27 protein-coding genes are annotated in these 24990 nt (G+C 41.4%); 16 read left to right on the top strand and 11 right to left on the bottom strand.

From position 1 onward, the window contains the following. Positions 1-13: 13 nt before the first annotated feature. The 9 genes from ftsB to rpoS all read left to right on the top strand — a co-directional run bounded on the left by ftsB (position 14) and on the right by rpoS (position 6889). A complete protein-coding gene (gene ftsB, locus GLIP_RS20265; RefSeq protein WP_008846591.1) occupies positions 14-292 on the top strand; it encodes a cell division protein FtsB in 279 nt (92 codons plus the stop codon). Positions 293-355: 63 nt separating this feature from the next. Continuing rightward, a complete protein-coding gene (gene ispD / locus GLIP_RS20260) occupies positions 356-1066 on the top strand; it encodes a 2-C-methyl-D-erythritol 4-phosphate cytidylyltransferase (RefSeq protein ID WP_008846590.1) in 711 nt (236 codons plus the stop codon). Next, the gene (ispF, locus tag GLIP_RS20255) at positions 1057-1533 is read left to right on the top strand and encodes a 2-C-methyl-D-erythritol 2,4-cyclodiphosphate synthase (protein WP_008846589.1); all 477 of its coding nucleotides are present in this window, start codon (positions 1057-1059) and stop codon (positions 1531-1533) included. The genes ispD and ispF overlap by 10 nt, the downstream gene beginning before the upstream one ends. Beyond that, entirely contained in the window at positions 1533-2579 is a 1047-nt protein-coding gene (truD, locus tag GLIP_RS20250; protein ID WP_040523685.1) for a tRNA pseudouridine(13) synthase TruD, read from the top strand. Before ispF ends, truD begins: the two co-directional genes overlap by 1 nt. After that, positions 2560-3312 (top strand): 5'/3'-nucleotidase SurE, encoded by a 753-nt coding sequence (surE, locus tag GLIP_RS20245; RefSeq protein WP_008846587.1) that lies wholly within the window; start codon positions 2560-2562, stop codon positions 3310-3312. Before truD ends, surE begins: the two co-directional genes overlap by 20 nt. Before the next feature lie 35 nt (positions 3313-3347). After that, the gene (locus GLIP_RS20240; protein WP_008846586.1) at positions 3348-3986 is read left to right on the top strand and encodes a protein-L-isoaspartate(D-aspartate) O-methyltransferase; all 639 of its coding nucleotides are present in this window, start codon (positions 3348-3350) and stop codon (positions 3984-3986) included. Between the two features lie 27 nt (positions 3987-4013). After that, positions 4014-4955, top strand: a complete 942-nt coding sequence (locus tag GLIP_RS20235) for a DUF368 domain-containing protein (protein ID WP_008846585.1) — start codon at positions 4014-4016, stop codon at positions 4953-4955. Between the two features lie 5 nt (positions 4956-4960). Continuing rightward, on the top strand, positions 4961-5833 hold the full coding sequence (locus tag GLIP_RS20230; RefSeq protein WP_008846584.1) for a peptidoglycan DD-metalloendopeptidase family protein: 873 nt from the start codon (positions 4961-4963) through the stop codon (positions 5831-5833). A gap of 69 nt (positions 5834-5902) precedes the next feature. Continuing rightward, complete coding sequence (gene rpoS, locus GLIP_RS20225; RefSeq protein WP_008846583.1) at positions 5903-6889, top strand: RNA polymerase sigma factor RpoS; 987 nt, start codon at positions 5903-5905, stop codon at positions 6887-6889. Between the two features lie 130 nt (positions 6890-7019). On the opposite strand, the gene GLIP_RS20220 is transcribed toward rpoS, so the two are convergent. Continuing rightward, positions 7020-8105 (bottom strand): polysaccharide lyase family 7 protein, encoded by a 1086-nt coding sequence (locus tag GLIP_RS20220; RefSeq protein WP_008846582.1) that lies wholly within the window; start codon positions 8103-8105, stop codon positions 7020-7022. 245 nt (positions 8106-8350) lie between these two features. Then, positions 8351-8845: a thiol peroxidase gene (gene tpx / locus GLIP_RS20215; protein WP_008846581.1), complete on the bottom strand. Its 495-nt coding sequence runs from the start codon at positions 8843-8845 to the stop codon at positions 8351-8353. 149 nt (positions 8846-8994) lie between these two features. Here tpx and GLIP_RS20210 point away from each other — a divergent pair, with 149 nt between their 5' ends. Together GLIP_RS20210 and GLIP_RS20205 are read left to right on the top strand one after the other, a co-directional pair. Then, entirely contained in the window at positions 8995-9513 is a 519-nt protein-coding gene (locus tag GLIP_RS20210; protein ID WP_008846580.1) for a hypothetical protein, read from the top strand. Between the two features lie 115 nt (positions 9514-9628). Next, positions 9629-10204, top strand: a complete 576-nt coding sequence (locus GLIP_RS20205) for a TetR/AcrR family transcriptional regulator (protein ID WP_008846579.1) — start codon at positions 9629-9631, stop codon at positions 10202-10204. A gap of 44 nt (positions 10205-10248) precedes the next feature. Here GLIP_RS20205 and GLIP_RS20200 read toward each other — a convergent pair whose 3' ends face one another. The 4 genes from GLIP_RS20200 to folA all read right to left on the bottom strand — a co-directional run bounded on the left by GLIP_RS20200 (position 10249) and on the right by folA (position 13027). Continuing rightward, complete coding sequence (locus tag GLIP_RS20200; protein WP_040523683.1) at positions 10249-11379, bottom strand: tetratricopeptide repeat protein; 1131 nt, start codon at positions 11377-11379, stop codon at positions 10249-10251. 14 nt (positions 11380-11393) lie between these two features. Beyond that, complete coding sequence (efpL, locus tag GLIP_RS20195) at positions 11394-11960, bottom strand: elongation factor P-like protein EfpL (protein WP_008846577.1); 567 nt, start codon at positions 11958-11960, stop codon at positions 11394-11396. Between the two features lie 86 nt (positions 11961-12046). Then, a complete protein-coding gene (locus GLIP_RS20190) occupies positions 12047-12532 on the bottom strand; it encodes an AraC family transcriptional regulator (protein WP_008846576.1) in 486 nt (161 codons plus the stop codon). 12 nt (positions 12533-12544) lie between these two features. Continuing rightward, positions 12545-13027 (bottom strand): type 3 dihydrofolate reductase, encoded by a 483-nt coding sequence (gene folA / locus GLIP_RS20185; RefSeq protein ID WP_008846575.1) that lies wholly within the window; start codon positions 13025-13027, stop codon positions 12545-12547. A gap of 301 nt (positions 13028-13328) precedes the next feature. On the opposite strand from folA, the gene GLIP_RS20180 reads away from it, so the two are divergent. Together GLIP_RS20180 and GLIP_RS20175 are read left to right on the top strand one after the other, a co-directional pair. Next, positions 13329-13706: a PA2779 family protein gene (locus tag GLIP_RS20180; RefSeq protein ID WP_008846574.1), complete on the top strand. Its 378-nt coding sequence runs from the start codon at positions 13329-13331 to the stop codon at positions 13704-13706. Positions 13707-13714: 8 nt separating this feature from the next. Next, positions 13715-14719, top strand: a complete 1005-nt coding sequence (locus GLIP_RS20175) for a PA2778 family cysteine peptidase (RefSeq protein ID WP_052155026.1) — start codon at positions 13715-13717, stop codon at positions 14717-14719. A gap of 4 nt (positions 14720-14723) precedes the next feature. Here GLIP_RS20175 and cgtA read toward each other — a convergent pair whose 3' ends face one another. The 3 genes from cgtA to rplU form a co-directional block, all read right to left on the bottom strand. Continuing rightward, the gene (gene cgtA, locus GLIP_RS20170) at positions 14724-15887 is read right to left on the bottom strand and encodes an Obg family GTPase CgtA (protein WP_008846572.1); all 1164 of its coding nucleotides are present in this window, start codon (positions 15885-15887) and stop codon (positions 14724-14726) included. 119 nt (positions 15888-16006) lie between these two features. Next, a complete protein-coding gene (gene rpmA / locus GLIP_RS20165; RefSeq protein ID WP_008846571.1) occupies positions 16007-16264 on the bottom strand; it encodes a 50S ribosomal protein L27 in 258 nt (85 codons plus the stop codon). Between the two features lie 18 nt (positions 16265-16282). Next, a complete protein-coding gene (rplU, locus tag GLIP_RS20160; protein WP_008846570.1) occupies positions 16283-16594 on the bottom strand; it encodes a 50S ribosomal protein L21 in 312 nt (103 codons plus the stop codon). 224 nt (positions 16595-16818) lie between these two features. Between rplU and ispB the strand changes: the two genes are divergently transcribed. Further along, positions 16819-17790 (top strand): octaprenyl diphosphate synthase, encoded by a 972-nt coding sequence (gene ispB / locus GLIP_RS20155; protein WP_008846569.1) that lies wholly within the window; start codon positions 16819-16821, stop codon positions 17788-17790. 33 nt (positions 17791-17823) lie between these two features. Here the strand turns inward: ispB and pepQ are convergent, their stop codons facing one another. Both pepQ and GLIP_RS20145 read right to left on the bottom strand, forming a co-directional pair. After that, positions 17824-19143, bottom strand: a complete 1320-nt coding sequence (gene pepQ, locus GLIP_RS20150) for a Xaa-Pro dipeptidase (RefSeq protein WP_008846568.1) — start codon at positions 19141-19143, stop codon at positions 17824-17826. Positions 19144-19261: 118 nt separating this feature from the next. Then, positions 19262-21226 carry a lytic transglycosylase domain-containing protein gene (locus GLIP_RS20145; RefSeq protein ID WP_153886387.1) on the bottom strand — a complete coding sequence of 655 codons (1965 nt, stop codon included), beginning with the start codon at positions 21224-21226 and terminating at the stop codon, positions 19262-19264. Positions 21227-21512: 286 nt separating this feature from the next. On the opposite strand from GLIP_RS20145, the gene fadB reads away from it, so the two are divergent. Then, positions 21513-23672: a fatty acid oxidation complex subunit alpha FadB gene (gene fadB, locus GLIP_RS20140; protein WP_008846566.1), complete on the top strand. Its 2160-nt coding sequence runs from the start codon at positions 21513-21515 to the stop codon at positions 23670-23672. Positions 23673-23693: 21 nt separating this feature from the next. Continuing rightward, positions 23694-24854, top strand: a complete 1161-nt coding sequence (gene fadA / locus GLIP_RS20135; RefSeq protein WP_008846565.1) for an acetyl-CoA C-acyltransferase FadA — start codon at positions 23694-23696, stop codon at positions 24852-24854. Positions 24855-24990: the final 136 nt, after the last annotated feature.

The raw sequence follows: 24990 nt of genomic DNA, 5'->3' as shown, positions 1-24990 counted from the left end.
AGGCAGACAATTCATGAAATGGATCACATTAACACTTGTGAGCTTATTTTTGTTGCTGCAATACCGACTCTGGTTTGGCAAAAATAGTATTCCTGATTATGTTGAGATTAAGCAATCAGTGGAAGAACAACGTGCTCGTAATGCCGATTTAGTGCAGCGCAATAATCTCCTGCTAGCAGATATTAAAGATTTAAAAATTGGCGGTGAAGCAATGGAAGAGCGCGCGAGAAATGAATTGGGCTTAATCAAAGAAGGGGAAACCTTTTATCGGATTCTGCCTGCTCAAGATTAAGCAAGTTGAATTAGCCGGTCTACGGTTAGTTACTACAACAAACGTCAAACGACTCAAGAATTGATGACTGAAAATAATCCAAGCTTTACGGTAATTGTACCCGCTGCCGGTGTTGGCAAAAGGATGCTGGCTGACAGACCCAAACAATATCTCAAAATTGGCCACAAGACCGTTCTAGAGCACACACTTGAAAAGCTAATATCACATCCCCGTATAACTCGTATAATCGTCGCGCTAGATCCACAAGATCCCTATTTTGATGAACTTCCTATTAGCCAAGCAGATTGGATAACTCGCGTCGATGGAGGAAAAGAAAGAGCTGATTCAGTGCTTGCCGGTTTAACCGCTCTGGATAGTCACAGTTGGGTCGCGGTCCATGATGCTGCCCGACCGTGCGTTAGCCTTTCTGATTTAGACAAATTATTCAGATTGTTCGAAAATAATCAAGGTGGTGGCATACTGGCCATGCCGGTAAAGGATACCATGAAGCGTGCTCAATCAGAGGATTCGAAAAGAGTATCTAACACTGTCGATAGAGACGGATTATGGCACGCTTTAACACCACAGTTTTTCCCCCTAGCTCAGCTAAGACAGGCACTTAGTGAAGCACTAGAACAGAATGTCACTATTACTGATGAAGCGTCAGCGATGGAATGGGCAGGCTGGCCGGTTAATTTGGTAGAGGGAAGCGAGCGCAATATAAAAATCACACGACCAGATGATTTAACTCTGGCAACGTTTTACATATCTCAGGAAGAATTAACATGCGAATAGGTCATGGCTTTGATGTACATAAGTTTGGTGGCGATGGCCCTATCGTTATTTGCGGCGAGTCAATCGATTATGTACATGGTTTACTTGCTCACTCCGACGGCGACGTGGCTCTACATGCACTTTGTGATGCTTTATTAGGTGCTTGTGCTTTAGGCGATATAGGTAAACATTTTCCAGACACAGATGCTGCCTATTCAGGTGCAGATAGTCGTGAACTACTCAAACATGTTTATTCGTTAATTCAGAAAAAAGGTTACAAGCTAGCTAACTTGGATCTTACCATTATTGCTCAAGCGCCTAAGATGGCACCGCATATCGATGCTATGCGCAAAAATATTAGTATCGATTTAGACGTACACATCGACCAAGTAAATGTAAAAGCGACAACCACTGAAAAGCTTGGATTTGCTGGTCGCAAAGAAGGCATTGCCTGCCATGCTGTTGTGCTTTTACAAGTCGCTAGTTAATGATTGAATTAGACACTACACATTGGTTGCATCAGCAATCCCCTCCTCTCTCTACGGGCACAATTAAATCCTGTTATGCAGATTTTATAGTGCGAGAAGAGTTGGGATATGAATTAACTGGCGAAGGCGAACATATTCATCTTTGGGTGCAAAAAGAAGGCTTAAATACCGCTTTTGTTGCAGAACAAATCGCCAAGTTTTGTCAGTTGCCTCTGCGCGCAATTAGTTATGCTGGTCGTAAAGACAAACATGCACAAACTCAACAATGGTTTGGCGTGCATGCGCCAGGAAAACAATCGTTTGCTTGGCAAAATATGCAATTGGAAGGACTCACCATTCTTGCCTCGAAACGCCACAATAAAAAACTCAGAGTCGGTGCGTTAAAAGGCAATCGTTTTGAATTAGTGGTGCGAGATGTAACTGAGCCACAACAACTCTCTGCAAGATTGGAATTTATTAAACAACATGGTGTACCAAATTATTACGGTGCTCAACGATTTGGTGAGTCTCGCCATCATCAATCCGGTGGAAATTTAACTCTAGCGCAGTGCATGCTAAATGGTGAAGTCATCCGCAATCGCAATAAGCGCTCAATGGCAATTTCAGCATTACGTTCTTGGTTGTTCAACGAATTTATTCATCAACGAATAAAGCGGGATATCTATGCCAACCCTATGCCGGGTGAAGTTTGTATTTTAACAGGTAGCAATAGCTTTTTTATTGCACAAAAAATAGATCCTGAAACCCATACTCGATTAGCAAAAAATGATATTGTATTGTCAGCACCAATGTGGGGAAGTGGCGAATTGGCCAGTATTGATGCTGTGCGTGAATTTGAGCAAGACATCGCTGCATGTCATACCAATGTGTGCAATCTTCTGGAATCCTTGGGATTGAAGCAAGAAAGACGTAGCATAAGTGTAAAACCAACAGGTTTAGAATGGCAAATACATGAGAATACGCTCAATATCCAATTTTCGTTGCCAGCAGGATGCTTTGCGACATCAGTTTTGAGAGAATTAATACATGCAAATATTGCTGAGTAACGATGATGGCTATTTCGCTGAAGGATTAGAAACCTTACATGCACATTTAAGTGAGCACTATGATGTGATTGTGATAGCCCCTCAAGATAACTGCAGTGCATTTAGTAATGCGTTATCAATTCGTAAGCCACTACGTATCGAACAGCAAAGTAATGGTTTTTATGCAGTGAATGGTACGCCTTCAGACTGTGTGCATTTAGGTATAAATCAATTTTTACCTAACGATCCAACTTTAGTCGTGTCTGGCATTAATCATGGACCCAATTTAGGGGATGATGTTATATATTCAGGCACAGTGGCTGCTGCAACCGAAGGGCGGTTTATGGGGCTACCTGCAATTGCGGTATCACTTGCAGGACATGACTGTAAGCACTTTGCTACCGCCGCTAAAGTTGTTGTTGATATTATTCAGCGTTTGCATAAACATCCGCTGCCGGCAGATCAAATTCTGAATATCAATGTGCCGGATATCCCTTATGAACAATTAGCCGGTGTAGAAGTGACACGCCAAGGTCGTCGCCATCGTGCGGAAAGCATGGTAAAAGATACTGACCCTCAAGGAAATGAAGTTTACTGGTACGGAGCAATAGGCCAAGAACAAGACGCGGGACCAGGAACAGACTTCTATGCAGTTGCCCATAATCGCTGTTCTGTAACGCCGCTAAGTGTCGATATGACGGCATATCACAGTCTTAGCGATATGAAAGAATGGCTAGATATAAAACTTACATAAAAATCATAATAATAAGATGAAGTACAAGGAATCACATGACACGTGCCACTAGAAAAGGGCAGTCTTTAGCTCAATTGATACAAGCAGAAGGTATTCGTGACCCGCGAGTGTTAAACGCCGTCGCAGCTACTCCAAGAGAGCTATTTTTACCTGCCGCATTGCAACATAAAGCATATGAAAATACGGCACTGCCTATTGGCCAAGGGCAAACCATCTCGCAACCCTATATTGTGGCTAAAATGACTGAACTGTTATTAGGTTCAGATGCCAAAAACCAGTCAATTTTAGAAATTGGTACAGGTTCTGGCTATCAAACTGCTATTTTGGCACAGCTTTTTGACAAAGTTTTTAGTGTTGAACGAATAAAAGCCTTACAGTTTCAAGCAAAACGCAGGATGAATCAGTTAGATTTACACAATGTTTCGATGAAACACGGTGATGGTTGGAAAGGCTGGGCGAATAAAGGTCCATTTGATGGAATCATTGTTACTGCTGCCGCCAGCCATATGCCAACTGAATTATACCAACAGCTAAATGAAGGTGGCATGCTGGTAATTCCTGTAGGTACCAATGATCAAAAGCTTCATTGTGTTATACGCAATGGAGATGAATTTAACTCAACTATCGTGGAATCAGTGCGATTTGTCCCATTAGTGGCCGGAGATATTATATAAGGCCTTATTAAAATTGGAATTTGAATAGTGGAACCCATTAAAAGAAACGCTAAACAGTTTATAGGATTAGGCTTAAAAGGTGCATTGATGGGAGCGGCCGATGCTATCCCTGGTGTATCAGGTGGCACAATTGCCTTTATGACTGGTATTTATGAAGAATTAATTTATTCATTAAAGCAATGTGGTCCTGAAGCCTTAACAACAATATTTAAGCATGGCATCAAAGCCGCGTGGCAGCATATTAACGGGCCTTTTTTGGCCTGTGTTTTTGGCGGAATTCTTATAAGTGTAATCACGGTATCGCATTTAGTCATTTATCTGCTAGAAGTACATCCTAGTTTACTGTGGTCATTTTTCTTTGGCTTGATTTTAGCGGCAGTCTGGTCGGTACTTCGCCATATACATTACTGGACATCTTCGATAATTAGCGCATTTTTGTTTGGTTCATTAGCGGCCTTTTTTATCACCACAATCACCCCCACAAGTATTGAGCCCACTAGTCTAGTAGTATTCTTGTCCGGCATGATCGCTATATGTGCAATGATATTGCCGGGGATTTCAGGTAGTTTCATATTGTTATTATTGGGAATGTATACGCCGATCCTTAACGCCGTGAAATCCTTTCAATTTGGTACACTAGCGCTATTTGCATTCGGCTGTGTAGTCGGCTTGCTGTCATTCTCACGTGTGCTACATTGGATGTTCGAAAAACATAAAACCCTAACGTTAGCGCTTCTCGGTGGCTTTATGCTGGGTTCATTAAATAAGGTTTGGCCTTGGAAGTTAGTGGTAGAAAGCTTTGTCGATAGGCATGGTAAAGTCGTCCCTTTGGTAGAAAATAACGTCCTGCCAGCCACTTTCGAAGCCAGTAGTGGTTCGCCAGCACAATTAATACCCGCAATTGCGTTAATGTTTATGGGAGTTCTAATGGTTGTTATATTAGAAAAGCTAGGTAACAAACCGGATTAGATTAAATGAAATTGCCAGCAGCTTTATGGACCCCCTTTTCTGAGCTTGAGTCTCATGCTGCCGTACGCCTTATTGTCATAATCATTATTGCTAGTCACGCACTATCGGCCTGTACAAGCCGTTCGGCTCCTGCCCCTGTGGTCGAATTATACCAAGGTAAAGATTTTCGAGACTTTGAGAAAGATAGTTTCGCTGGCGACAAATACATAGTCCAAAAAGGTGACACCTTATTTTCGATAGCCTGGCTTTCAGGTAATGATTATCGTGATATTGCAGCCCTAAATAATATTCGCCAGCCTTACGCAATTTTTCCTGGACAAGAATTAGTCTTAGATGCCTTAATAGAGCAACCAAATAAAAGGGTGATTAACTCACCTGGTCAGACCACAAAAACAAAAACAAACAGGACAGTTGACCGGTCGCAAAAGCAGGCGTATGGTAAAAGTAACAAAGTTGTTAACACGGGTGACAAGCGGTCAGAAACCATTGAATTCCCTAGTAGAATAGAAAAATGGACATGGCCTGCAAAAGGTAAGTTAACGACAAGATTTTCACTTTCAGAGCAAGGTAGTAAAGGTGTAGAAATCCAAGGCACTAAAGGCAACCCTATTGTTGCCGCCGCCGACGGAAAGGTTGTGTACACGGGAAACGCTTTGAGGGGTTATGGTCAGTTGATCATAATAAAGCATTCTGAATCTTTTTTGAGTGCTTATGCGCACAACGACGCTGTCTTCGTAAAAGAACAACAGTGGATTAAAGCGGGGCAAAAAATAGCCTCCATGGGAAGTACTGGTACCGATAAAGTGAAGCTTCGTTTTGAAGTTAGGTACAGGGGCAAGTCTGTTGACCCATTGAAGTATCTACCTAGTAGAAAATAACAATAAATAATAATTAGAAATACTTACAGGAGAATGAGGACTAAATAAAATCTTTTAGGAGAATTGTATATGGGTGACAAAAATACCATCGTTGTAAATTTGGCTGAGCCGGTTGTAAACGAAAAAGATATCGATTCGGAATTAGCAGAAATCGAAGCCGATGATGAGAAAGACCCCATGGAAGAAATACTGGCTGGTCAGGAAGAAATCCAAAAAAACCTGGACGCCACGCAACTTTACTTGGGTGAAATTGGTTTTTCCCCACTTTTATCTGCCGAAGAAGAAGTCTACTTTGCCCGCAGAGCACTCAAAGGTGACGAAGCGTCACGTAAGCGTATGATCGTGAGTAATCTGCGTTTAGTCGTAAAAATTGCCAGACGTTATAACAATCGTGGTTTAGCTCTACTTGATCTTATTGAAGAAGGTAATTTGGGATTGATTAGAGCGGTAGAAAAGTTCGACCCTGAACGTGGTTTCCGTTTCTCAACTTATGCTACTTGGTGGATTAGACAAACCATCGAAAGAGCAATCATGAACCAAACCAGAACTATTCGTCTGCCCATTCACGTAGTTAAAGAATTGAATGTGTATCTAAGAGCCTCTCGTGAGCTCGCACAAAAGTTAGATCATGAGCCAACAGCAGAAGAAATCGCAGAGTCACTAGATAAGCCAGTTGAAGATGTGACCAAAATGCTGCGTCTGAATGAGAGAATTACCTCTGTTGATACCCCAATTGGTAGTGATAATGACAAAGCTTTGTTAGATATTATTGCCGATGAAAAAGGCTATGGACCAGAAGAAGACCTGCAAGACAAAGACATAAAATGCAGCATTATTCGTTGGTTAGAAGAGTTAAACCCAAAACAACGTGAAGTATTAGCCAGACGCTTTGGTTTGATGGGCTATGAGCCTTCGACATTAGAAGATGTGGGCGCTGAGATTGGTCTTACAAGAGAAAGAGTGAGACAAATACAGGTCGAAGCGTTAAGACGTCTTCGTGATATGTTAGGTCATCAAGGGTTGAATCTCGAAGCCTTGTTTAATAAAGAAGATTAAACACTCGACCAATTTAAAAAAGACGTCACACAGGACGTCTTTTTTATTTTGAAACTTCGCTTTTTTAAGCAGAAGTTATTGGCTGTATTCATCCGAAAAATTAGCAGAGAATAGCAGCTTTACAATTAACTTATTGTTTAGGTTTTATAGCAGGACCTGTCACCAAGCGTGAAAAAGTTACCTGAACGTAGTCTCCATTTGCTTTATCTGTGGCCCAATCTCCAGTCCCTAAACACTTCGGATACCACATCCCTGGTGCATCTTTAATACTGCACTGGTCATAAGCACCCGCTTTAAAAAAGTGAGCATCGCCAGCATAACCATTTGGATGATCGTGTTCGTCTACAACCCCAGCAGCATCCACATTATTAGCCAAGTTTATTTCATAGTTAACCGTTCCAAGGCGTTCATTGGTAAAAGTAAGGTACATGATATTTTCATATACATTAACTTCGTAGCTGAAACTTTCATCTAAAGCGATACCTTGTTCACCGGGATCTGCAGACTCATCCCAAAGTTTCCCCCAAACTAAATAGCTGATGTCTTTTCTGGCTGGATCTTCTTTTTCTAAGTTGCGTTCATAATTCCAAAAAACTGAACCGTAGTCATGTTGTGGCCATTTTTTATAGAAGATTTTAAGAGGTTCATTACCCAAACCATAACCTTCGCCCTCAGCAACCAGCTTGCTATCTTTAGTTGCGTGAATCTGTCCCACCACAACCGAAAAGGCCGGTTCTTTATTTGGATATGTTGCGCGTTTGGCAACATGATTTACCGCAAGGGTAGCCTGCAAATTGCCACCAATTTGTGTGAATTTATTTGCTCTTTTATTCGCTTTCAGTGAGAAATTACGCACATACTCACTATCCTTTCCATTAACTCCACCAATCACCTGATGCAACTCACTTCGGGTATTACTAGAGTTAGGCGTGGTAAACGCTCGGTTCGGTGACGCAAAAACCATATGTCCTTCATCATTCAAATAAAAATAGTCAGGATGTTGGAAATTTTGCATATCTTTAACACTGATCGAATCGACCTTGCCATCATTATTTTTATCTGTCGGGATAGTCATTTTCCATAAACTTAGATCGAATTTATCCGCTGGCACTAAAGCTTCTTGTTTCGCTTTATCACCATTAGAGATACATCCATATAATGCCAAAGTAGCAAAGACCGTTGCTGTTATGGGAAGCAATGTTTTATTGAAATTCATGATCAATTCTCATATTTGTGGTTAAGCAATCGTTCTGAAAGGCTGACGATGATTTCATCAGGCGTTTGAACCATATCGACCATATAGCCTTTATTAGGTAATTCTAACGTATTTAGCTTTGAGTCTAATCGATTTACATGTTGTTGTTTGAGCTATTAATTATGACAAAGTCCCTTCCTTTAACAGAAGGGACTATCAAGTATAACCTAACGCAATTTATACACGTCAGACAATCGATAGGCTAATTATAATACTGCCAATGCTGCATCGTAATCGGGCTCGTCCACTGTTTCAGCAACTTGTTGAGTAAACAAAACCGTACCATCGGTATCTAGCACAACGACTGAGCGTGACAATAAGCCTGCTAATGGACCAGTTTTGATTGCCACCCCATAGTCGTCACCAAAGCTGGCACGAAAGCTCGAACCGGTAGTGACATTTTCAATACCTTCTGCACCACAGAAACGTGCCGCAGCAAAAGGCAAGTCAGCTGAAACACAAAGTACTTTGGTATTATCCAAACCAGTTGCTTCTTGATTAAATTTGCGTACTGAGGTCGCACAGGTTCCAGTGTCCACTGAAGGGAAAATATTTAAAATTACTCTGCTGCCTTCGAAATCAGCTAATTTTACCGCTGATAAATCAACTTTCACCAAATCAAAATCAGGTGCTTTACTTCCTACTTTCGGCAGTTCACCAACAGTTTCAAAAGAATTACCTTGTAACGTAACAGTTGCCATCTAGCTCTCCATTTTTAAGGGTATAATTTAATGTAGTCTACAGTATAGTCATCAATCGACCGAAAAGATCATCGGGTTGAAATTGAATTCTGATAATTTAGGTCTAATCAATATATCTAATTGACGACAAAAGCAAAATAAGGATTCCCATGTCATCCAAAGTGCGCCTATTTTGGTCGGCTTTAATTTCTTTCATCTTCTATTTCGCCTGGACATATTGGGCAAACGATATGGTTTCAGAAGACACTGAATTAGTATTGCGCTCAGCACTTGTACAAGGCTCTTTAAGTGCCACAATCACACTTTTGTTCACTTTTGCATTGGAAAAGTCAGTACAAAAATACGGTCAACACTCTATTTCACTGTTTTTTGTTGTGCCTATCATTTGCTCTGTTCATTCAAAAACCACACAAAATATCGCAATTTTCAGAACCTTCAATGCTGCACTTAACTTATCAGCTAAAAAAGCGAGCGGCGCAGTTATCCCCGGAACACTGCTAGCGCCAATTTTACCTTTAATAGTACAAGCTTCTATCGCGATAGGCGTTAACTGGCTCAATCAAACACCGAACCTTTGGCTTACCGTCGCTCCTAGTATATTTTTTACTGGTGTTTATGGCTATGTATATACGTTTACCTTACTCAAAGAGCGAACAGCAGCGCAGTGAATATCTTTGAGAAATAGCCAACATAACTAGCAATATGTATCTAAAAGTGTAGAAAAGCGCTACATTTCCATCGAACGTAATTGAACTGAATAATAATCTTAACTAAGGTAGTTAAATGAATAGCATTAATCCCACTAAAACGGCCTTAATCGATTTGGCGCAGGAAATACTGCAAACCAAGTCGTTTTCAAGCGTTTCATTTCAAACCTTAGCGCAGGGAGTTGGGATTAAAAAAGGCAGTGTCTATTACCATTTTGAGAGCAAACAAGAGCTAGCCGAAGCAATAATCGATCGTGCCATGACGCTTCTGCAACAAAGTTTAGCTGAGATTGAAGATGAGCCCATAGCCAAGCAGCTACATGTTTATACCAACTGGTTTGCTGATCATATTGGAGCAGCGCAAAAGCTGTGTCCCGGTGCAAGTTTTGCCGCAAGCTGGGATGCTGTGCCAGATATCATTAAAACGAAAGTACAAGCGTTATACTTATTACATAAACAATCTCTAGCAGACATTATTCAAAAAGGTCGCAATTTAAACGAGTTCGCGACGACCGAAAAATCTGCATTCGAATTGGCTACAATTGTTTTTGCGCTGCTGCAAGGAGGTTTGTTGGCATCCAGAGTTTCACAAGACACGCAAGAATTTGCTGCCTGCAGAACACTAGCCTTGAGTATGGTAAAAGACGGCTAATGCAAGCTCGTTTAAAAACAATCGTTTTAGTTACAATAAATGCGCTACGGACATGGTTGATAAAACGGATTTTTTGATAGCGTTATTGCTTCCTCTACAATTAGCTGAGCCGCTTCATGTTCACCCAAATTGCGGACATTGTTCAACCAACTACGAAAAAGGCGTTGATCGAATAACGCTAAATTTGTCGCTTGATTAAATAAACTGATAGGAACGTTGTTTTGTTTACGTTTTTTTTCTAACTCTTGTACTGCCGCGTCATTCCCTTCTAGCTCAAATATATACTCCTGATAAGCACTACCAATCATTTGGGTAATATTGGTTTTACCTCGTGATTCCATAGTTTCTCCTAGTGATAAACACAATAGCGAAAACTCTTCATCTACTTCAGGTTTTTCTGTACACAATTTTGAAATGATATTGAAAAAGCTGGGTTGAGCAGCAACCACACCTAGAGCAGAAAGTGCATTGGTAGAAAAATCTTCATTTGGACGGCCCTGCAAGGAATCGATATAAAGCTCTATATAGTCAGCGAAACTTTCCTGATATAGAGGTGCGGATATGATCTGACGAAACGCATGTTTGATCTTTTCAGGATCATCCTTGCTTGCATAAAAACTCGCTATTGCAAACCACATAGCTGCATTTTGTCCGTCCACAGAAATAGCTTGCTGCACGAGCTCTTGATTGCAACTTGGATGATCTTTAACCTCGGTACATAGCCCTAACATTTGTTCTAGCGCGATAGGATTGCCAGGGAAGCGTTGGTTAAACTTAAGTAGTTTATCTAATCTAGACTCTTCACCCGTCAATTCTGAGTACAAAGCGTGAGCTAGTTGTTTGTTTTGGGAGTTTGAAGTTTCAAAACTATCAATTATGTCGGCATTGCTGAGATTTTCGTAATCAGTGATATGGTTTAACTTACATTCAACGATATAGTCAGATTTGTCGTTGCTTTCATCGTCCACTGTTTCCTTTTTATTTAGAATTTTAGTAGCGGAACCGAGTTGTAGTGAAACAGGCGTATCTGGGTTCTGTGTTTGAGTGAGCAATTGCGAAACAGGAGTTTCATCAAGGGTAGGTTGGAGTACTTCCTCTTTGTTAACAACATAAATCCAAAAGCACAAAGCAATCCCAAAAATAACAGAGATTGCTTTGAAAACCTTTTTCATCACTTTAAAACACGGTATTACGCGCGACTAGTAAATTTCTGCTCTGCGGTATTGATCCTGATCTTTTCCCCAGAGGCAATATATTCAGGAACCTGTACGACTAAGCCGGTAGACAAAGTTGCGGGCTTTGTTCTAGCGCTTGCAGATGCGCCTTTAATGGAAGGATCTGTTTCAGTAATCACGAGGTCGACTGAAGGCGGAAGTTCAATACCAACCGGTTTTCCATCTACAATCAGCACTTGTAGCCCTTCTGTTTCCTCTGTAATGAATAATAATTCATCGACAATTGTATCTTTGTCTAATGAGTATGGTGTGTAATCTTCGTTGTCCATAAACACGTATTCAGAACCATCGACGTAAGAAAACATCACTTTACGACGAAAGAATTCTGCCGTATTAATCATCTCATCGGCTTTAAAACTTTCATCCGCTTTTGCACCTGTCGCAACTTCATACAAACGCATTCTGTATAGACTTGCGCCAGCTCTGCCACTTGGCGTTAATTTATTGATATCTTTAACCAGATAAACTTTACCATTATGTTCAATGGCAGCATTCTTTTTTACTTCACTTGCTTTTGGCATCTGTTTACTCAACTAAAAATGGCTTGGTGGTAAAATATCATGAAGTGCAAAAACACAGAAGTGATTCGCGACCTCGAAATACGTTATTAGGTTATGGGTAAGTATATATCAGTGATCATATCCAAATCAGATATTTCTGGTGAGAATCGAACACGTTCGAAAAATAAAGGAAAATCCCTTAGTGTATTTTGTGTTGCTACCAGCCACTCTGAAAACAAAAACTCTATGCTTGTCGACATGCTGTGATCAGGCCCGATATGCCGCAGGTAAGCACACCTCCCACTTGGTATTTGCCCATACTGCATATTTTCCGCTAAGTCGTAATCTTTAGACAACACTTCGACCGCTAGTCCAAATTTATTTTCAGATCCCGCGCTTACCTTGGGATTATCATAAACGATATTGAATGTGCGACTATTGTTGGGAGACAGCTTGTTTTTCTGGCGCCAGGCAATAAAGTTCTGAATGGACAAAGGTAGTGTTTGCACAGAACCTCGATGCTCCAAGATCGCGACATCCAAAGCTTTAAAATCGACAATGCTGACATCTTTAAGTGTGACTTTTGAATGCATTTTCACCCCGACTCAACTCGACATACGCTCTAAGGTAATAAATTTATAATCATAAGGGTTTTTTTCATCCGCCGTATGCCCCTCGGAATCAATAACCTGCCAATTAGCTTCTTCATTGTAATCAGGAAAATAAGTATCGCCTGCTACTTGTAGATCAATTTCGGTTAAATACAGGCGCTGACATAATGGTAAAAAGTGTGAGTAAATTGTACCGCCACCGATGACCATCAATTCATCGACATCCCCTGCGGCCTCGACTGCGGCTTCACAACTTCCAACTACTACGGCGTCTGAAAGTGCGTAGGCTGGGTCACGGCTTATTACAATATTTAACCTTCCTGGCAGAGCTTTGCCTATGGATTCAAAGGTTTTTCTTCCCATCACCACAGGTTTACCTAAAGTCGTCCGTTTAAAATGTCCTAAATCAGCAGGAAGGTGCCATGGCATTGTTTTATTTGCGCCGATTACACGGTCTTTCGCCATCGCAGCGATCATAGATACCAGCATAGAGTTTTGATGCCCTTAAAAATAAATGAAAATTTAAAAATGATTTTTTAATTATCACAAAAGAATGTTTTGCATAATAGCACTTTTAGAAATCGGTATGGGTCTTGTCATTGTGTCTTGTAATAGTTACACAAGTTATAAAAAATTTGGACAATTGACGTCCGTAAATTGATCTCAAAACAATGAAAAGAGCGCTAAAGCGGGTGTGAATAGGGGGTTCTAGTTATTTGGTTCAATTTTTGCTTTGCCACTTCTGACAAAGATTTTTAATCGTAAAGGAAGTATCCACATGAAATTAAATAAATTAATTATCTCAAGCCTAATGGCAATGACCCTATTTAGCGGATTAACCCACGCAGAAGCGATTAGTTCAAATAGTGTCATGCAAACTCAGGCGACTCAGTATAATAAACAACAAATTATATCTATGTTTGATCGTGAAGAGGTACAAGACAGACTGGTAAAACTAGGTGTGAATCAAGAAGATGCGATTGCCAGAATTAATGCCATGACTGATGAAGAAATTAACCAGTACAATACCCAATTAAATGAAGCACCTGCAGGTGGAATTGTTGGCACCATAGTCACTGTGCTCGCGGTAATTGCTGTCTTAGATGTGCTAGGTGTAACAGACGTATATCCGTTCATTCGTCCTATTAACAGCTAACATCCAGGATGCAAGTCGACAGACTTTGTAAGTTGATTGTGCGGCTCAGTTGTATACTAGCATTAGTGCTGCTTGCTGGCTGCCAATCAACTCCTCAAGCAGACGCCTTAAAGCTGTCGGCTCCTACAGATATAGCTAGCCAGAAGCATATTCGTGACGTTCCTTTTTATCCACAGCAAGCCTTTTATTGTGGTCCAACGACTCTATCTGAAGTTTTCAACTATTATGGCACCGCAGTGACAGCCGAAGACATCGCACCAAAGTTATTTATTCCAGAAAAAGAAGGAAGTTTACAGTTAGAAATGATCTCAGCGACTAGGCAGTATGACTTTCTAGCGTATTCAGGCAAAGGAACGCTTCAACAATTACTGTATTCTATCGACCAAGATGTACCTGTCATTGTATTTCAAAACCAGTCTATTTCTTTGCTCCCAATGTGGCATTACGCTGTGGTTATTGGCTACGATCTGAGCTCACAAACCATTCAATTACATACTGGTTTAACTGAAAATCACAGCATGTCATTCGAGTTGTTTGAGCGTTTGTGGCAAAGAGGAAATTATTGGTATTTAATCCCACTTCCTACGGGGTTAACGCATCAAGAATTAGATCCATTTAAATATGTGAGTGCTGCCTTTGATATGTTGCAGACAGGCAAAACTGAGGCTGGTTTGGAAAATCTAAAGGCTGCCACAAAACAATGGCCAAACCAATGGTTAGCCTATTTTTTACTTGCCAACTATTACTCAGAGTCAGATTACCAACAAGCTAACAAATGGTTTTATGCAGGATGGCAAGCAGGCAAAGAGCAAGTGCCGTTTTTAAATAACTACGCCTATGCTTTAGCGGGCGCGGGATGTACAAGTCAGAGCGAAGATATTATGGATTATGCTTTGAATAAATTTCCAAATGATGAGCAGCTAGATCGCAGTAAAAGCGATTTACAAATGCAAACAAAAACGCCTGAAATGAATTCAGGCGCTCAGTGCGAAATACCCATTGTTACGCAATGAATTATTATTCGCGGGTATAAACCACTTCTACATCATAGTCATCATCGTCGTCATCAAAATCATCGTCATCATCTAGATGATCTGCTTCAGTTTGGCCATGATAAGTATCCCACTTGAAATTAATTTCTTCCTGAGACTCTTCTAAATCTTCCATTTCGTTAGGCAAGGTATCTAAATAATTCATTACCTCACGACAAATTTCGTCAGTATTTTTCTTTTGGAATGCTGATATTTGAAAACTAGGTCCATCCCAATCTAAAGCCTCAATCACCCTGTCACAAATTTCTTTTGCTTCTTCTTCAAGTAACAAATCGATTTTGTTAAACACTAACCAGCGCGGTTTCGCAGCTAATTTAGGACTGTATTTTTCAAGCTCGCCAATTATTGCTTTTGCATTCTCTACCGGATCTGATTGATCTGCAGGTAGCAAGTCAATCATGTGCAGCAATACACGACAACGTTCAAGATGCTTCAAAAAGCGAATACCTAAACCTGCGCCGTCTGCTGCACCTTCAATCAATCCCGGTATATCTGCAATCACAAAGCTACGCTGAGAGTCTTGTCTTACTACGCCTAAATTAGGAACTAATGTGGTAAACGGATAATCAGCTACTTTCGGTTTAGCAGATGAAACCGAACGGATAAAGGTAGATTTTCCAGCATTAGGTAACCCTAATAAACCGACATCAGCAAGCAACATAAGCTCTAAGCTTAACCAACGAATTTCACCCGGCGTACCATTAGATTTTTGTCTTGGTGCACGGTTAGTACTACTTTTAAAGCGCGCATTACCCAAACCATGAAAGCCACCTTGGGCCACTTTCAATCGCATACCGTGTTTGGTTAAATCACCTAAAGCTTCACCAGTATCTTTGTCTGTAGCCCTTGTCCCTACTGGCACTTTCAATTCTAAATCTTCGCCAGCTCTACCTGTACAATCACTTCCTTGCCCATTTTTTCCACGTTCTGCTCGGTGAAAACGCTCAAAACGAAAGTCGATCAAGGTATTGAGATTTTCGTCAGCTACCAGATAAACACTGCCGCCATCACCGCCATCTCCACCGTCTGGGCCACCTCGGGGAACGTATTTTTCGCGGCGAAAACCGATAACGCCATTGCCGCCATCTCCGGCTTCAACACGTATTTCAGCTTCATCTACAAATTTCATCTGACACCTCGATTAAACATATAAAGGTCGAAGGATATAATACTCCGCCCCTATTTTTTTCTCTAGCAATAAAAAGCCCCGCATGAGCGGGGCTTTTTGAATTTACATGTTAGCTCGTCTTACTCTGCAACGATGCTTACGTATTTGCGGTTCTTAGGACCTTTAACACCAAATTCTACTTTGCCATCAGACAATGCGAAAAGAGTGTGATCTTTACCGATACCCATGTTATCTCCAGGATGGAAACGAGTTCCACGCTGACGAACAATGATATTACCAGCTAATACTGACTCACCACCGAAACGCTTAACACCTAAACGTTTACTTTCTGAGTCACGACCATTACGAGTACTACCACCCGCCTTTTTATGTGCCATTAGTTCGTACTCCTACTATTAAGCGTTTATACCAGTGATTTTCACTTCCGTGAACCACTGACGATGACCTTGGGTCTTACGAGAATGCTTACGACGACGGAACTTGACAATTTTAATCTTGTCGCCACGGCCATGAGAAACTACTTCTGCAGTTACTTTGCCGCCATCAACATAAGGCATACCAATTTTTATATCTTCACCATTACTAACCATCAAGACATTATCGAACTCAACCGCTTCACCCGGTGCAACTTCGATTTTCTCTAGACGAACGGTTTGGCCTTCGGCCACACGGTGTTGTTTACCACCACTTTGGAAAACCGCGTACATATTAAACTCCGCTCTGCGCCCACGGCGCTACAATTCAAAAACAGGGCGCGAATTGTACGTGAACTGACCTATCGTAGCAAGCCTAAATCGCAATTAATTTCATAAATTAATGGCATTTTTTATCAACCGCCATATAAATCACCCGCTTGACTAGATAGATCTGTGTATTTATGTAGAATTGCACCCATCTTAACACACCTTATCAATGAGCCAGTTTGCCGATAATGGACTTAAATAAAATACGCCGTCTTGCTGATCCAGACATGCAAGCTGTTAACGCCCTAATACAATCCCAAGTTAATTCTGATGTTGCATTAATAAATCAGTTGGGATTCTACATTGTAAATAGCGGCGGTAAAAGAATACGGCCACTGATCACGGTTTTAGCAGCGCGCGCCGTGGGGATCGATAATCAACAACACCATACTCTAGCCGCAATCATCGAATTTATTCATACCGCTACTTTGTTGCATGACGATGTGGTTGACGAATCAACTATGCGCCGTGGTAGAGAAACTGCCAATGCTGTGTTTGGAAACCAAGCAAGCGTATTAGTGGGTGACTTTTTGTATACCCGTTCTTTTCAGATGATGGTCGAATTAAAACGAATGCGCGTTATGGAAATACTTTCATCGGCTACCAACGTCATCGCCGAAGGCGAAGTCATGCAATTAATGAATTGTAATGATCCCGACACCAGTGAAGAAAGCTACATGGAAGTTATCTATAGTAAAACCGCGCGATTATTTGAGGCTGCTACATTACTTGCCGCAGTGATAACTAATCAATCACCAGAAATTGAAAAAGCCATGCAGGATTATGGACGTTATCTAGGCACCGCGTTCCAATTAGTAGACGATATTCTCGATTATGCCGCCGATAGTGATGAGATGGGTAAAAATGTGGGTGACGATTTAGCCGAAGGGAAACCCACGCTACCGCTACTCTATGCAATGTGGCATGGTAATGATCAACAAAAAGCGTTGATTAGAGAGGCGATTGAAATTAACAATGGAATGGATAGCTTAGATAAAATACTCGCCGCTATGGAACAAACTGGCTCATTGACTTACACCAAGCAAAAAGCTTTACAGGCAGCAGAGCAAGCAATCGAAGCTTTAGCACCGTTACCCGAGTCAGATTATAAGCAAGCATTAATCGGCTTAGCCCATATATCAGTGGAACGTGCAGCTTAGCAATTCGCTAATATCGCCAAGTCATTGTTGGGGTTAATTTAACCCCAACTCTCGCGTCATATTTTCGTTACGATCACGATGCACAATAATATTGTCTTCGATTCGGATACCACCAAAAGGCCGAAAGCTATCAACGACATCCCAATTCAGATATTTAGAAAGTTCAGTCGCGCGTAAATCAGCCAATAAACTATCAATAAAGTACAAACCAGGTTCAATGGTGAAAACCTGTCTCGCCTCTATTATTCTTGTAGTACGCAAAAACGGATGCGCATCGGGTGGTGGATTAGGTGTGCCGCGATCATCTGCCACGTGACCAGCAACATCGTGCACCTGTAAGCCTAGAAAGTGCCCAATTCCATGGGGGAAAAAGGTTTTACTAATCCCTTTTTCAACAATATCTTCTGGCGTTAAATTGACAATATTAAATCGATTTAGCAATTCAGCCACTTTTTGGTGCGCAGCCAAATGCACTTCCGTGTAGGCAACACCCGGTTTGAGTAAATCTACAAGTTCTAATGTTACTTGATCCATCGCCTTGATCAGCTCAGCGAAACGATCATCTTGTTGGCTATAAGTACGTGTAATATCCGCTGCGTAACCGTTAAATCCTGCACCAGCGTCAATTAAAAAGGAACGTGAATGTTCAGGCGCGTCAACGTCTTTATCCATATTGTGCAATATTGCTGCATTTTCGTTTAGCGCGACAATATTGTTGTAAGGCACTTGGTTGTCTGTTTGCTTTAAGGCTTTTAAATACGCTTGATTGATACTAAATTCAGACAAACCATTTCTAAATGCCTGTTCCGCAGCCCTGTGACCAGCCACGGCTAATCTATTCGCTTCGCGCATACACTCTAGTTCATAATCCGTTTTATACGCACGGTAATAATGTAAATAATGCAAAACTCGATCAGGATTAACTAAGTTAAACCCTAACGCTTTGGCCACTTCCAAGTATTCACCAATATATGCATATTTATCTTTATCGTAAGGTAAATGTTTTTCTACTGCGTCAGCCTGAGTTAAGAGTACAACATCAAATTCTTTCGCCCAGAATTCATATGGCTCAGGTGGTACTTTGTGCCAAAAATCTTTCGGACGATAGAAAATCAATTTAGGTTTATCAACACCATTCACTACTAACCAGCAGTTAGGATTATCAATCACTGGAACCCAAGCTTTGAACTGCGGGTTTACATGAAAGGGATAGTGATTGTCATCCAAAAACATACGCTTACTTTGACCAGAATGGATAATTAAGCCATCTATACCTTCACGTAATAATGCTTCTTTGGTGCGTTTTTGCATTTCTTGAATATGAGTAGGGTATAAATCAGAAAGTATTTGCATAGAGTTTTATGACTTCATCAAAATTATTATTAATAGCGTTACACTACCATATTCGATAGCTGCTTAGTCAATTAGAGCGCTAAAAGCCATCTTCGGATTTGTAAAACAATTAACACAGTTATAGGGTTTGACCGCCCAACTGCATTGTTGCTAATTCATTAAACAAGGGAGAGTTTTTACCCAGCTGTGCAGCATAAATTTGATGATAGGCAAGCACAGCTTTTACATAGTTGCGCGTTTCTTTATAGGGAATTGTTTCAATCCACACATCCATAGGCACGCTTTGATCTTTGGGGATCCACTTTTGAACTCTCCGCCACCCTGCGTTATAAGAAGCAGTAGCAAGTACTGGATTGTTGTCCATTTTATCCATCAAATAACGTAAATACTGTGTTCCGTAACCAGCATTCGTATCAGGGTCAAAAAGTACACTGGTTTTAATTTGCTTTTTAGCCAAATATCGTGCGGTTCCTGGTAACAACTGCATTAATCCCTTGGCACCGGCACTCGAATTTGCATCTGCCATAAACGAACTTTCACGACGAGCGATTGCAAATGCCCAAGCAGGATCCACCTGATTAGCTTCTGAATGATTGACTAGTTCATTACGATAGGCCATTGGGAAACGACGCTTAATATCATCTAAATAACCGGTATTGGAAAAGCCATAAATAGCCCTATCATGCCATCCCCAGCTATCTGCTAGTACAGCAGACACTAACTTTTGTTGCTGATCCAATTGCGATTGTAAATGCAGCCATTCACGTCGCGCAGAAAGGTACCGTCCTAATTGTAAAAATTCATAGGCGCGTTTTGCAGCGTCCATATTAGCAATAGTGCTTAGCGCCTGCTGATCAAACTCTAAAGGTTTATCTACTATTGTTGGAGGTTGTGCTAACTTTCCGCTCGCTAAAAACCCGTAGTAGTGTCGTTGTTGCGCTAACCATTGATAATTTTGATTAGCACTATCCATAGCATTGACTTTTTCCAATGCTCTCGCTTGCCAGTATTTTGCGCTAAGGCCTGAACTGCTTTTTTCTGGCATTTGCTCTATCACTTCCAATGCGTGTTGCCAATCTCCTGATTTCAACACATGTGCCAAATGCCAGCGGTATAGCTGTTCATCCGCTTTTTCATAACTCGCTTTTTCTAGCCATTCATCGGCATTTTTATGTTCAGAAATAGCTAACGCAACTGCAAATTTCCCTGCTAGTTCGTATTGATTGCTTTGCGCTACATCAAATTTTTTTAAGGTTGCTTGCCAAGTTTTAATGGCGAGATCTTCATCCCTCCAAATTAGGCGTCCTAGCCCATATTCAATTATTTCCAATTCAAGTTCTGGATATTTTTTAGGAAACTTTGAAAGATTGCTCACATAATTTGGCGCGCGGCGAACTTGCAACCACAAGTCAGCCAAATATTGTTGCTCCTTTGGCAACAACGTTTTTAGGTAAGGGAGTAACGTATGGCTGCCACCGTTTCCGGCAAGCGCCAAGCGTTTTAAAACCCGTTCATTAGTTCTAAATCCAGCTTTCGTCCATGCATCGAAAACAGGATCGCACTCGTTTGGCTGTGATTTACCCACCACCCAAAGCTCAGAGGCGTGTTTGAAAACCTCGTCATGATTTTTTGGATCTGCCATTTGATAAGTTAAATACTGGCAAGTTAGTTCTACATTTGCAGTGGGTCGAAAATACTGCATAAACAAATCAGCTTGATTTTTCTTTTTAAGATACGTTAACCACTTATAACGCAAAGGGCGATCCAACGGAGAACCTTCGTGAGTCCGTAAAAACGCATCGATTTTGTCTTGATTAGCAAGATAAGGGTAAGTTTTAAGCGTTATCTGCTCGATGTAAGGCTCTAATGGATATCCTTGCAACTGCGCTCGTAATCGTTTGTATTCATCAGAATTTGGTTTGGCCAGCATATTCTCCAGCGCTTTAAACACATTTCGCTGGTGAGCCAAAGTATCGTCCACTGCAGGCGCCTGACTTTGTGCTTGAACGGATCCTATTGTAAATCCAACAAGGTTCAACACAATTAGAGTAACGCGGAAAAAGAAAAACTTTGCGACCTTCATAACTCCAAACCATAAAATATCTGCAAAATTATGCAAGTAATTAGATACATTGTTCAGAAAATATTAATGCATAAATAATTTGAATAATAGAGATCCGACCACATGTTAATATGAATTCGGATTTGAGTTGCGCTTTGTGAGTTGTTCGACAACACTTTGCTGCTTAAGTGCAATAAATTACACGAAATAAAATAGAATACTACCCTACTAATCGGCTGTGTGTGACTAAAATAAAATATATGTAGCCACACCAGCCAATTATTCTGCCTTAAAAAAGGAGATAACGATGATTTATGAAGGCAACAGCCTTTGCGCGAAACTACTGGACAACGGTCTTGCAGAACTCGTGTTTGATGCAAAAGGTTCGGTAAACAAATTTGACCGCCAAACCGTTCAAGAACTAGACGAAGTAACTCAAGCTTTAACCAACAATAGTGAAGTGAAGGGCCTACTGGTTCGTTCCGCTAAATCTACTTTTATTGTAGGTGCAGACATTACAGAATTTACAGAGCTTTTCGATATGCCTGAGAACGAGGTATTGGATTGGGTTACAAAAACGTCCCAAGTATTTGATAGATTCGAAGATCTCCCCTTTCCAACCATAGCAGCCATAAATGGGTTTGCCCTTGGTGGCGGTTGTGAAATGACACTGGTATGTGATTTGCGAGTCGCTGATACAACTGCAAGTATTGGTTTGCCTGAAGTGAAGTTAGGACTAATGCCTGGTTTTGGCGGCACAGTACGTTTACCTCGCCTGATTGGTTCTGATAATGCGCTTGAATGGATGACCACGGGTCGCGACAGGAAAGCGGCAAAAGCTATGGCGGAAGGCGCAATCGATAGCGTAGTCGCTCCAGAACACTTGATTGAAGCAGCAAAGAGCATGTTAGTTGATGCTATTGCGGGTAAGTTCGATTGGAAAGCCAGACGCACGCTAAAACAAGCGCCACTGACATTAGGTAAAAACGAAGCAATGATGAGCTTTTCTACCGCAAAAGCCATGGTTGCAGCACAAGCTGGTAAACACTACCCAGCGCCGCACATGATGGTCGATACCGTCACTAAAGCGGCTGGTTTAGACCGCGACGGCGCACTCAAACTTGAAAATGAAGGTTTTACAACATTAGCCAAATCTGATGAAGCCAAAGCGCAAGTGGGTATTTTCCTTGCTGATCAGTTGGTGAAAAGTAAAGGCAAAAAACAAGCTAAAGCCGCTAACAAAGAAATTAAGCAAACTGCCGTTTTAGGAGCAGGTATTATGGGAGGCGGAATCGCTTACCAGTCTGCTGTGAAAGGCACGCCAGTGGTAATGAAAGATATCGCACAGCCAGCACTTGATCTTGGATTAAGCGAAGCAGCTAAAATTCTAGGTAAAGGCATGCAACGTGGCAAAGTGGATGCGGCAAAAATGGCTGCAACACTAAATAATATTGTCCCCACTCTCGATTATTCGGCAATCAAAAACGCCGATTTGGTGATTGAAGCCGTGGTTGAGAATCCGAAAGTTAAAGGTATTGTGCTGAAGGAAACAGAACAAGTTGTCGCTGACGATGCCATTATTTGTTCGAACACGTCTACAATTTCCATTAATCAGTTAGCTGAAAATATGGAAAAACCAGAGCGTTTCTGCGGTATGCATTTCTTCAATCCGGTGCACAAGATGCCATTGGTTGAAATAATCCGCGGAGAAAAAACCTCGGAAGAAACCATTAACACAGTTGTGGCTGCGACGTTAAAAATGGGTAAAACACCAATTGTGGTAAATGATTGCCCGGGATTTCTGGTTAATCGTGTACTTTTCCCATACTTCGCAGGCTTCAGTAAACTGGTCCTAGATGGAGCAGATTTCGTGGCTGTCGATAAAGTCATGGAAAAAATCTTCGGTTGGCCCATGGGTCCAGCATATTTATTGGATGTTGTCGGCATGGATACCGCGGATCACGCTTCAAGTGTAATGTCTGATGGCATACCAGAAAGAATGCAAAAAATCGGTGACGACCCAGTAACTTGTTTATATAAAGCAGAGCGTCTTGGCCAGAAAAATGGTAAAGGATTTTATAATTTTGGTGTAGATAAACGTGGGCGCCCTAGCAAAACCCCTGCGCCTGAAGCATATGAATTATTGAAACCTGTATGTGCTGATGAAAAAGAATTCGACAAAGACGAAATCATTGCACGCTTAATGGTGCCGATGGCTAACGAGATGATCCGCTGCCTTGAAGAAGGTATTGTTGGCAGTGCAGCAGAAGCTGATATGGCATTGCTTTACGGCTTAGGATTCCCTCCGTTTAGAGGCGGTGTGTTCCGCTACATCGAAACAATGGGGTTAAGTAATTTTGTTGCCTTGGCAGACAAATACGCCCATTTAGGTCCGATTTACCAAATTACTGATGGTGTACGCGAAATGGCTGCATCGGGTAAATCTTACTTTGAACTTTCAGCCTAAACTGACCCAAGGAGACTAAACATGAAAGACGTAGTAGTTATTGATTGCATTCGTACCCCTATGGGTCGTTCGAAAGGCGGTATTTTCCGTAATGTGCGCGCAGAAACCTTATCTGCACACTTAATGAGCCAATTGTTAGCGCGTAATCCAAATGTCGATCCAAGTGAAATTGAAGACATCATTTGGGGTTGTGTACAACAAACTAAAGAACAAGGCTTTAACGTAGCGCGTAACGCACAATTGTTAACGCAGATTCCCCGCTCTACTTCAGCGGTCACAGTCAACCGCTTATGTGGTTCATCAATGCAAGCCTTACATGATGCTGCTAAAGGCATTATGACAGGCATGGGCGATGTATACATGATCGGTGGTGTTGAACATATGGGTCATGTACCTATGAACTTTAACTTAGATTTCCACCCAGGCTTAGCGAAATACACAGCGAAAGCCTCTGGAAACATGGGCATGACCGCTGAATTGTTAGGCAGACAAAACGGCATTACCCGTGAAATGCAAGATGCCTTTGGTGCACGCTCGCATCAGCGCGCTCATCAAGCACACGTTGAAGGTCGCTGGAATGAAATCGTACCCACTGAAGGTCATGACGCTAATGGTGTACTTAAGCTGATTGATGCTGACGAAGTAATTCGTCCGGATTCTACTGTAGAAACCATGGCTGCACTTCGCCCTGTATTCGACCCGGTAAATGGAACCGTAACAGCGGGTACGTCGTCGGCGATTTCAGACGGTGCATCTGCGATGTTATTGATGTCTGCAGAACGAGCCAAAGCACTTGGCTTAACACCAAGAGCTAAAATCCGCTCTATGGCAGTAGCTGGCTGTGATGCTGCAATTATGGGATTTGGTCCAGTGCCGGCTACCAAAAAAGCCCTTAAACGTGCCGGTATGACTATGGATGATATTGAACTTGCCGAGTTTAATGAAGCATTCGCAGCACAAGCTTTGTCATGTATAAAACAGTTGGGCTGGATTGATACATACGAAGACAAGGTAAACCTTAACGGTGGTGCAATTGCATTAGGTCACCCGTTAGGTTGTTCAGGTTCGCGTATCTCAACTACTTTGCTAAATCTGATGGAAGCTAATGACAAATCCGTTGGATTGGCGACTATGTGTATTGGTTTAGGCCAGGGGATTGCCACCGTGTTTGAGCGGGTTTAATTCCTTTAAAAACGACAATTTATAGCTAACGATAAGGCATCTTTAGAATTTTTCTGGAGGTGCCTTTTCTTTTCAAAGTAACGCTTGCTAAAAAATCTTTTATCTTCAGTTGCTTAAAATTAAAAAATTAAACTTT

Origin of the sequence: Aliiglaciecola lipolytica E3, from assembly GCF_000314975.1 — a bacterium.
Taxonomy (GTDB): Bacteria; Pseudomonadota; Gammaproteobacteria; order Enterobacterales; family Alteromonadaceae; genus Aliiglaciecola; species Aliiglaciecola lipolytica.
The sequence above is the reverse complement of the archived record's forward strand: the minus strand, read 5'-3'. Positions and strand labels throughout refer to the sequence as shown.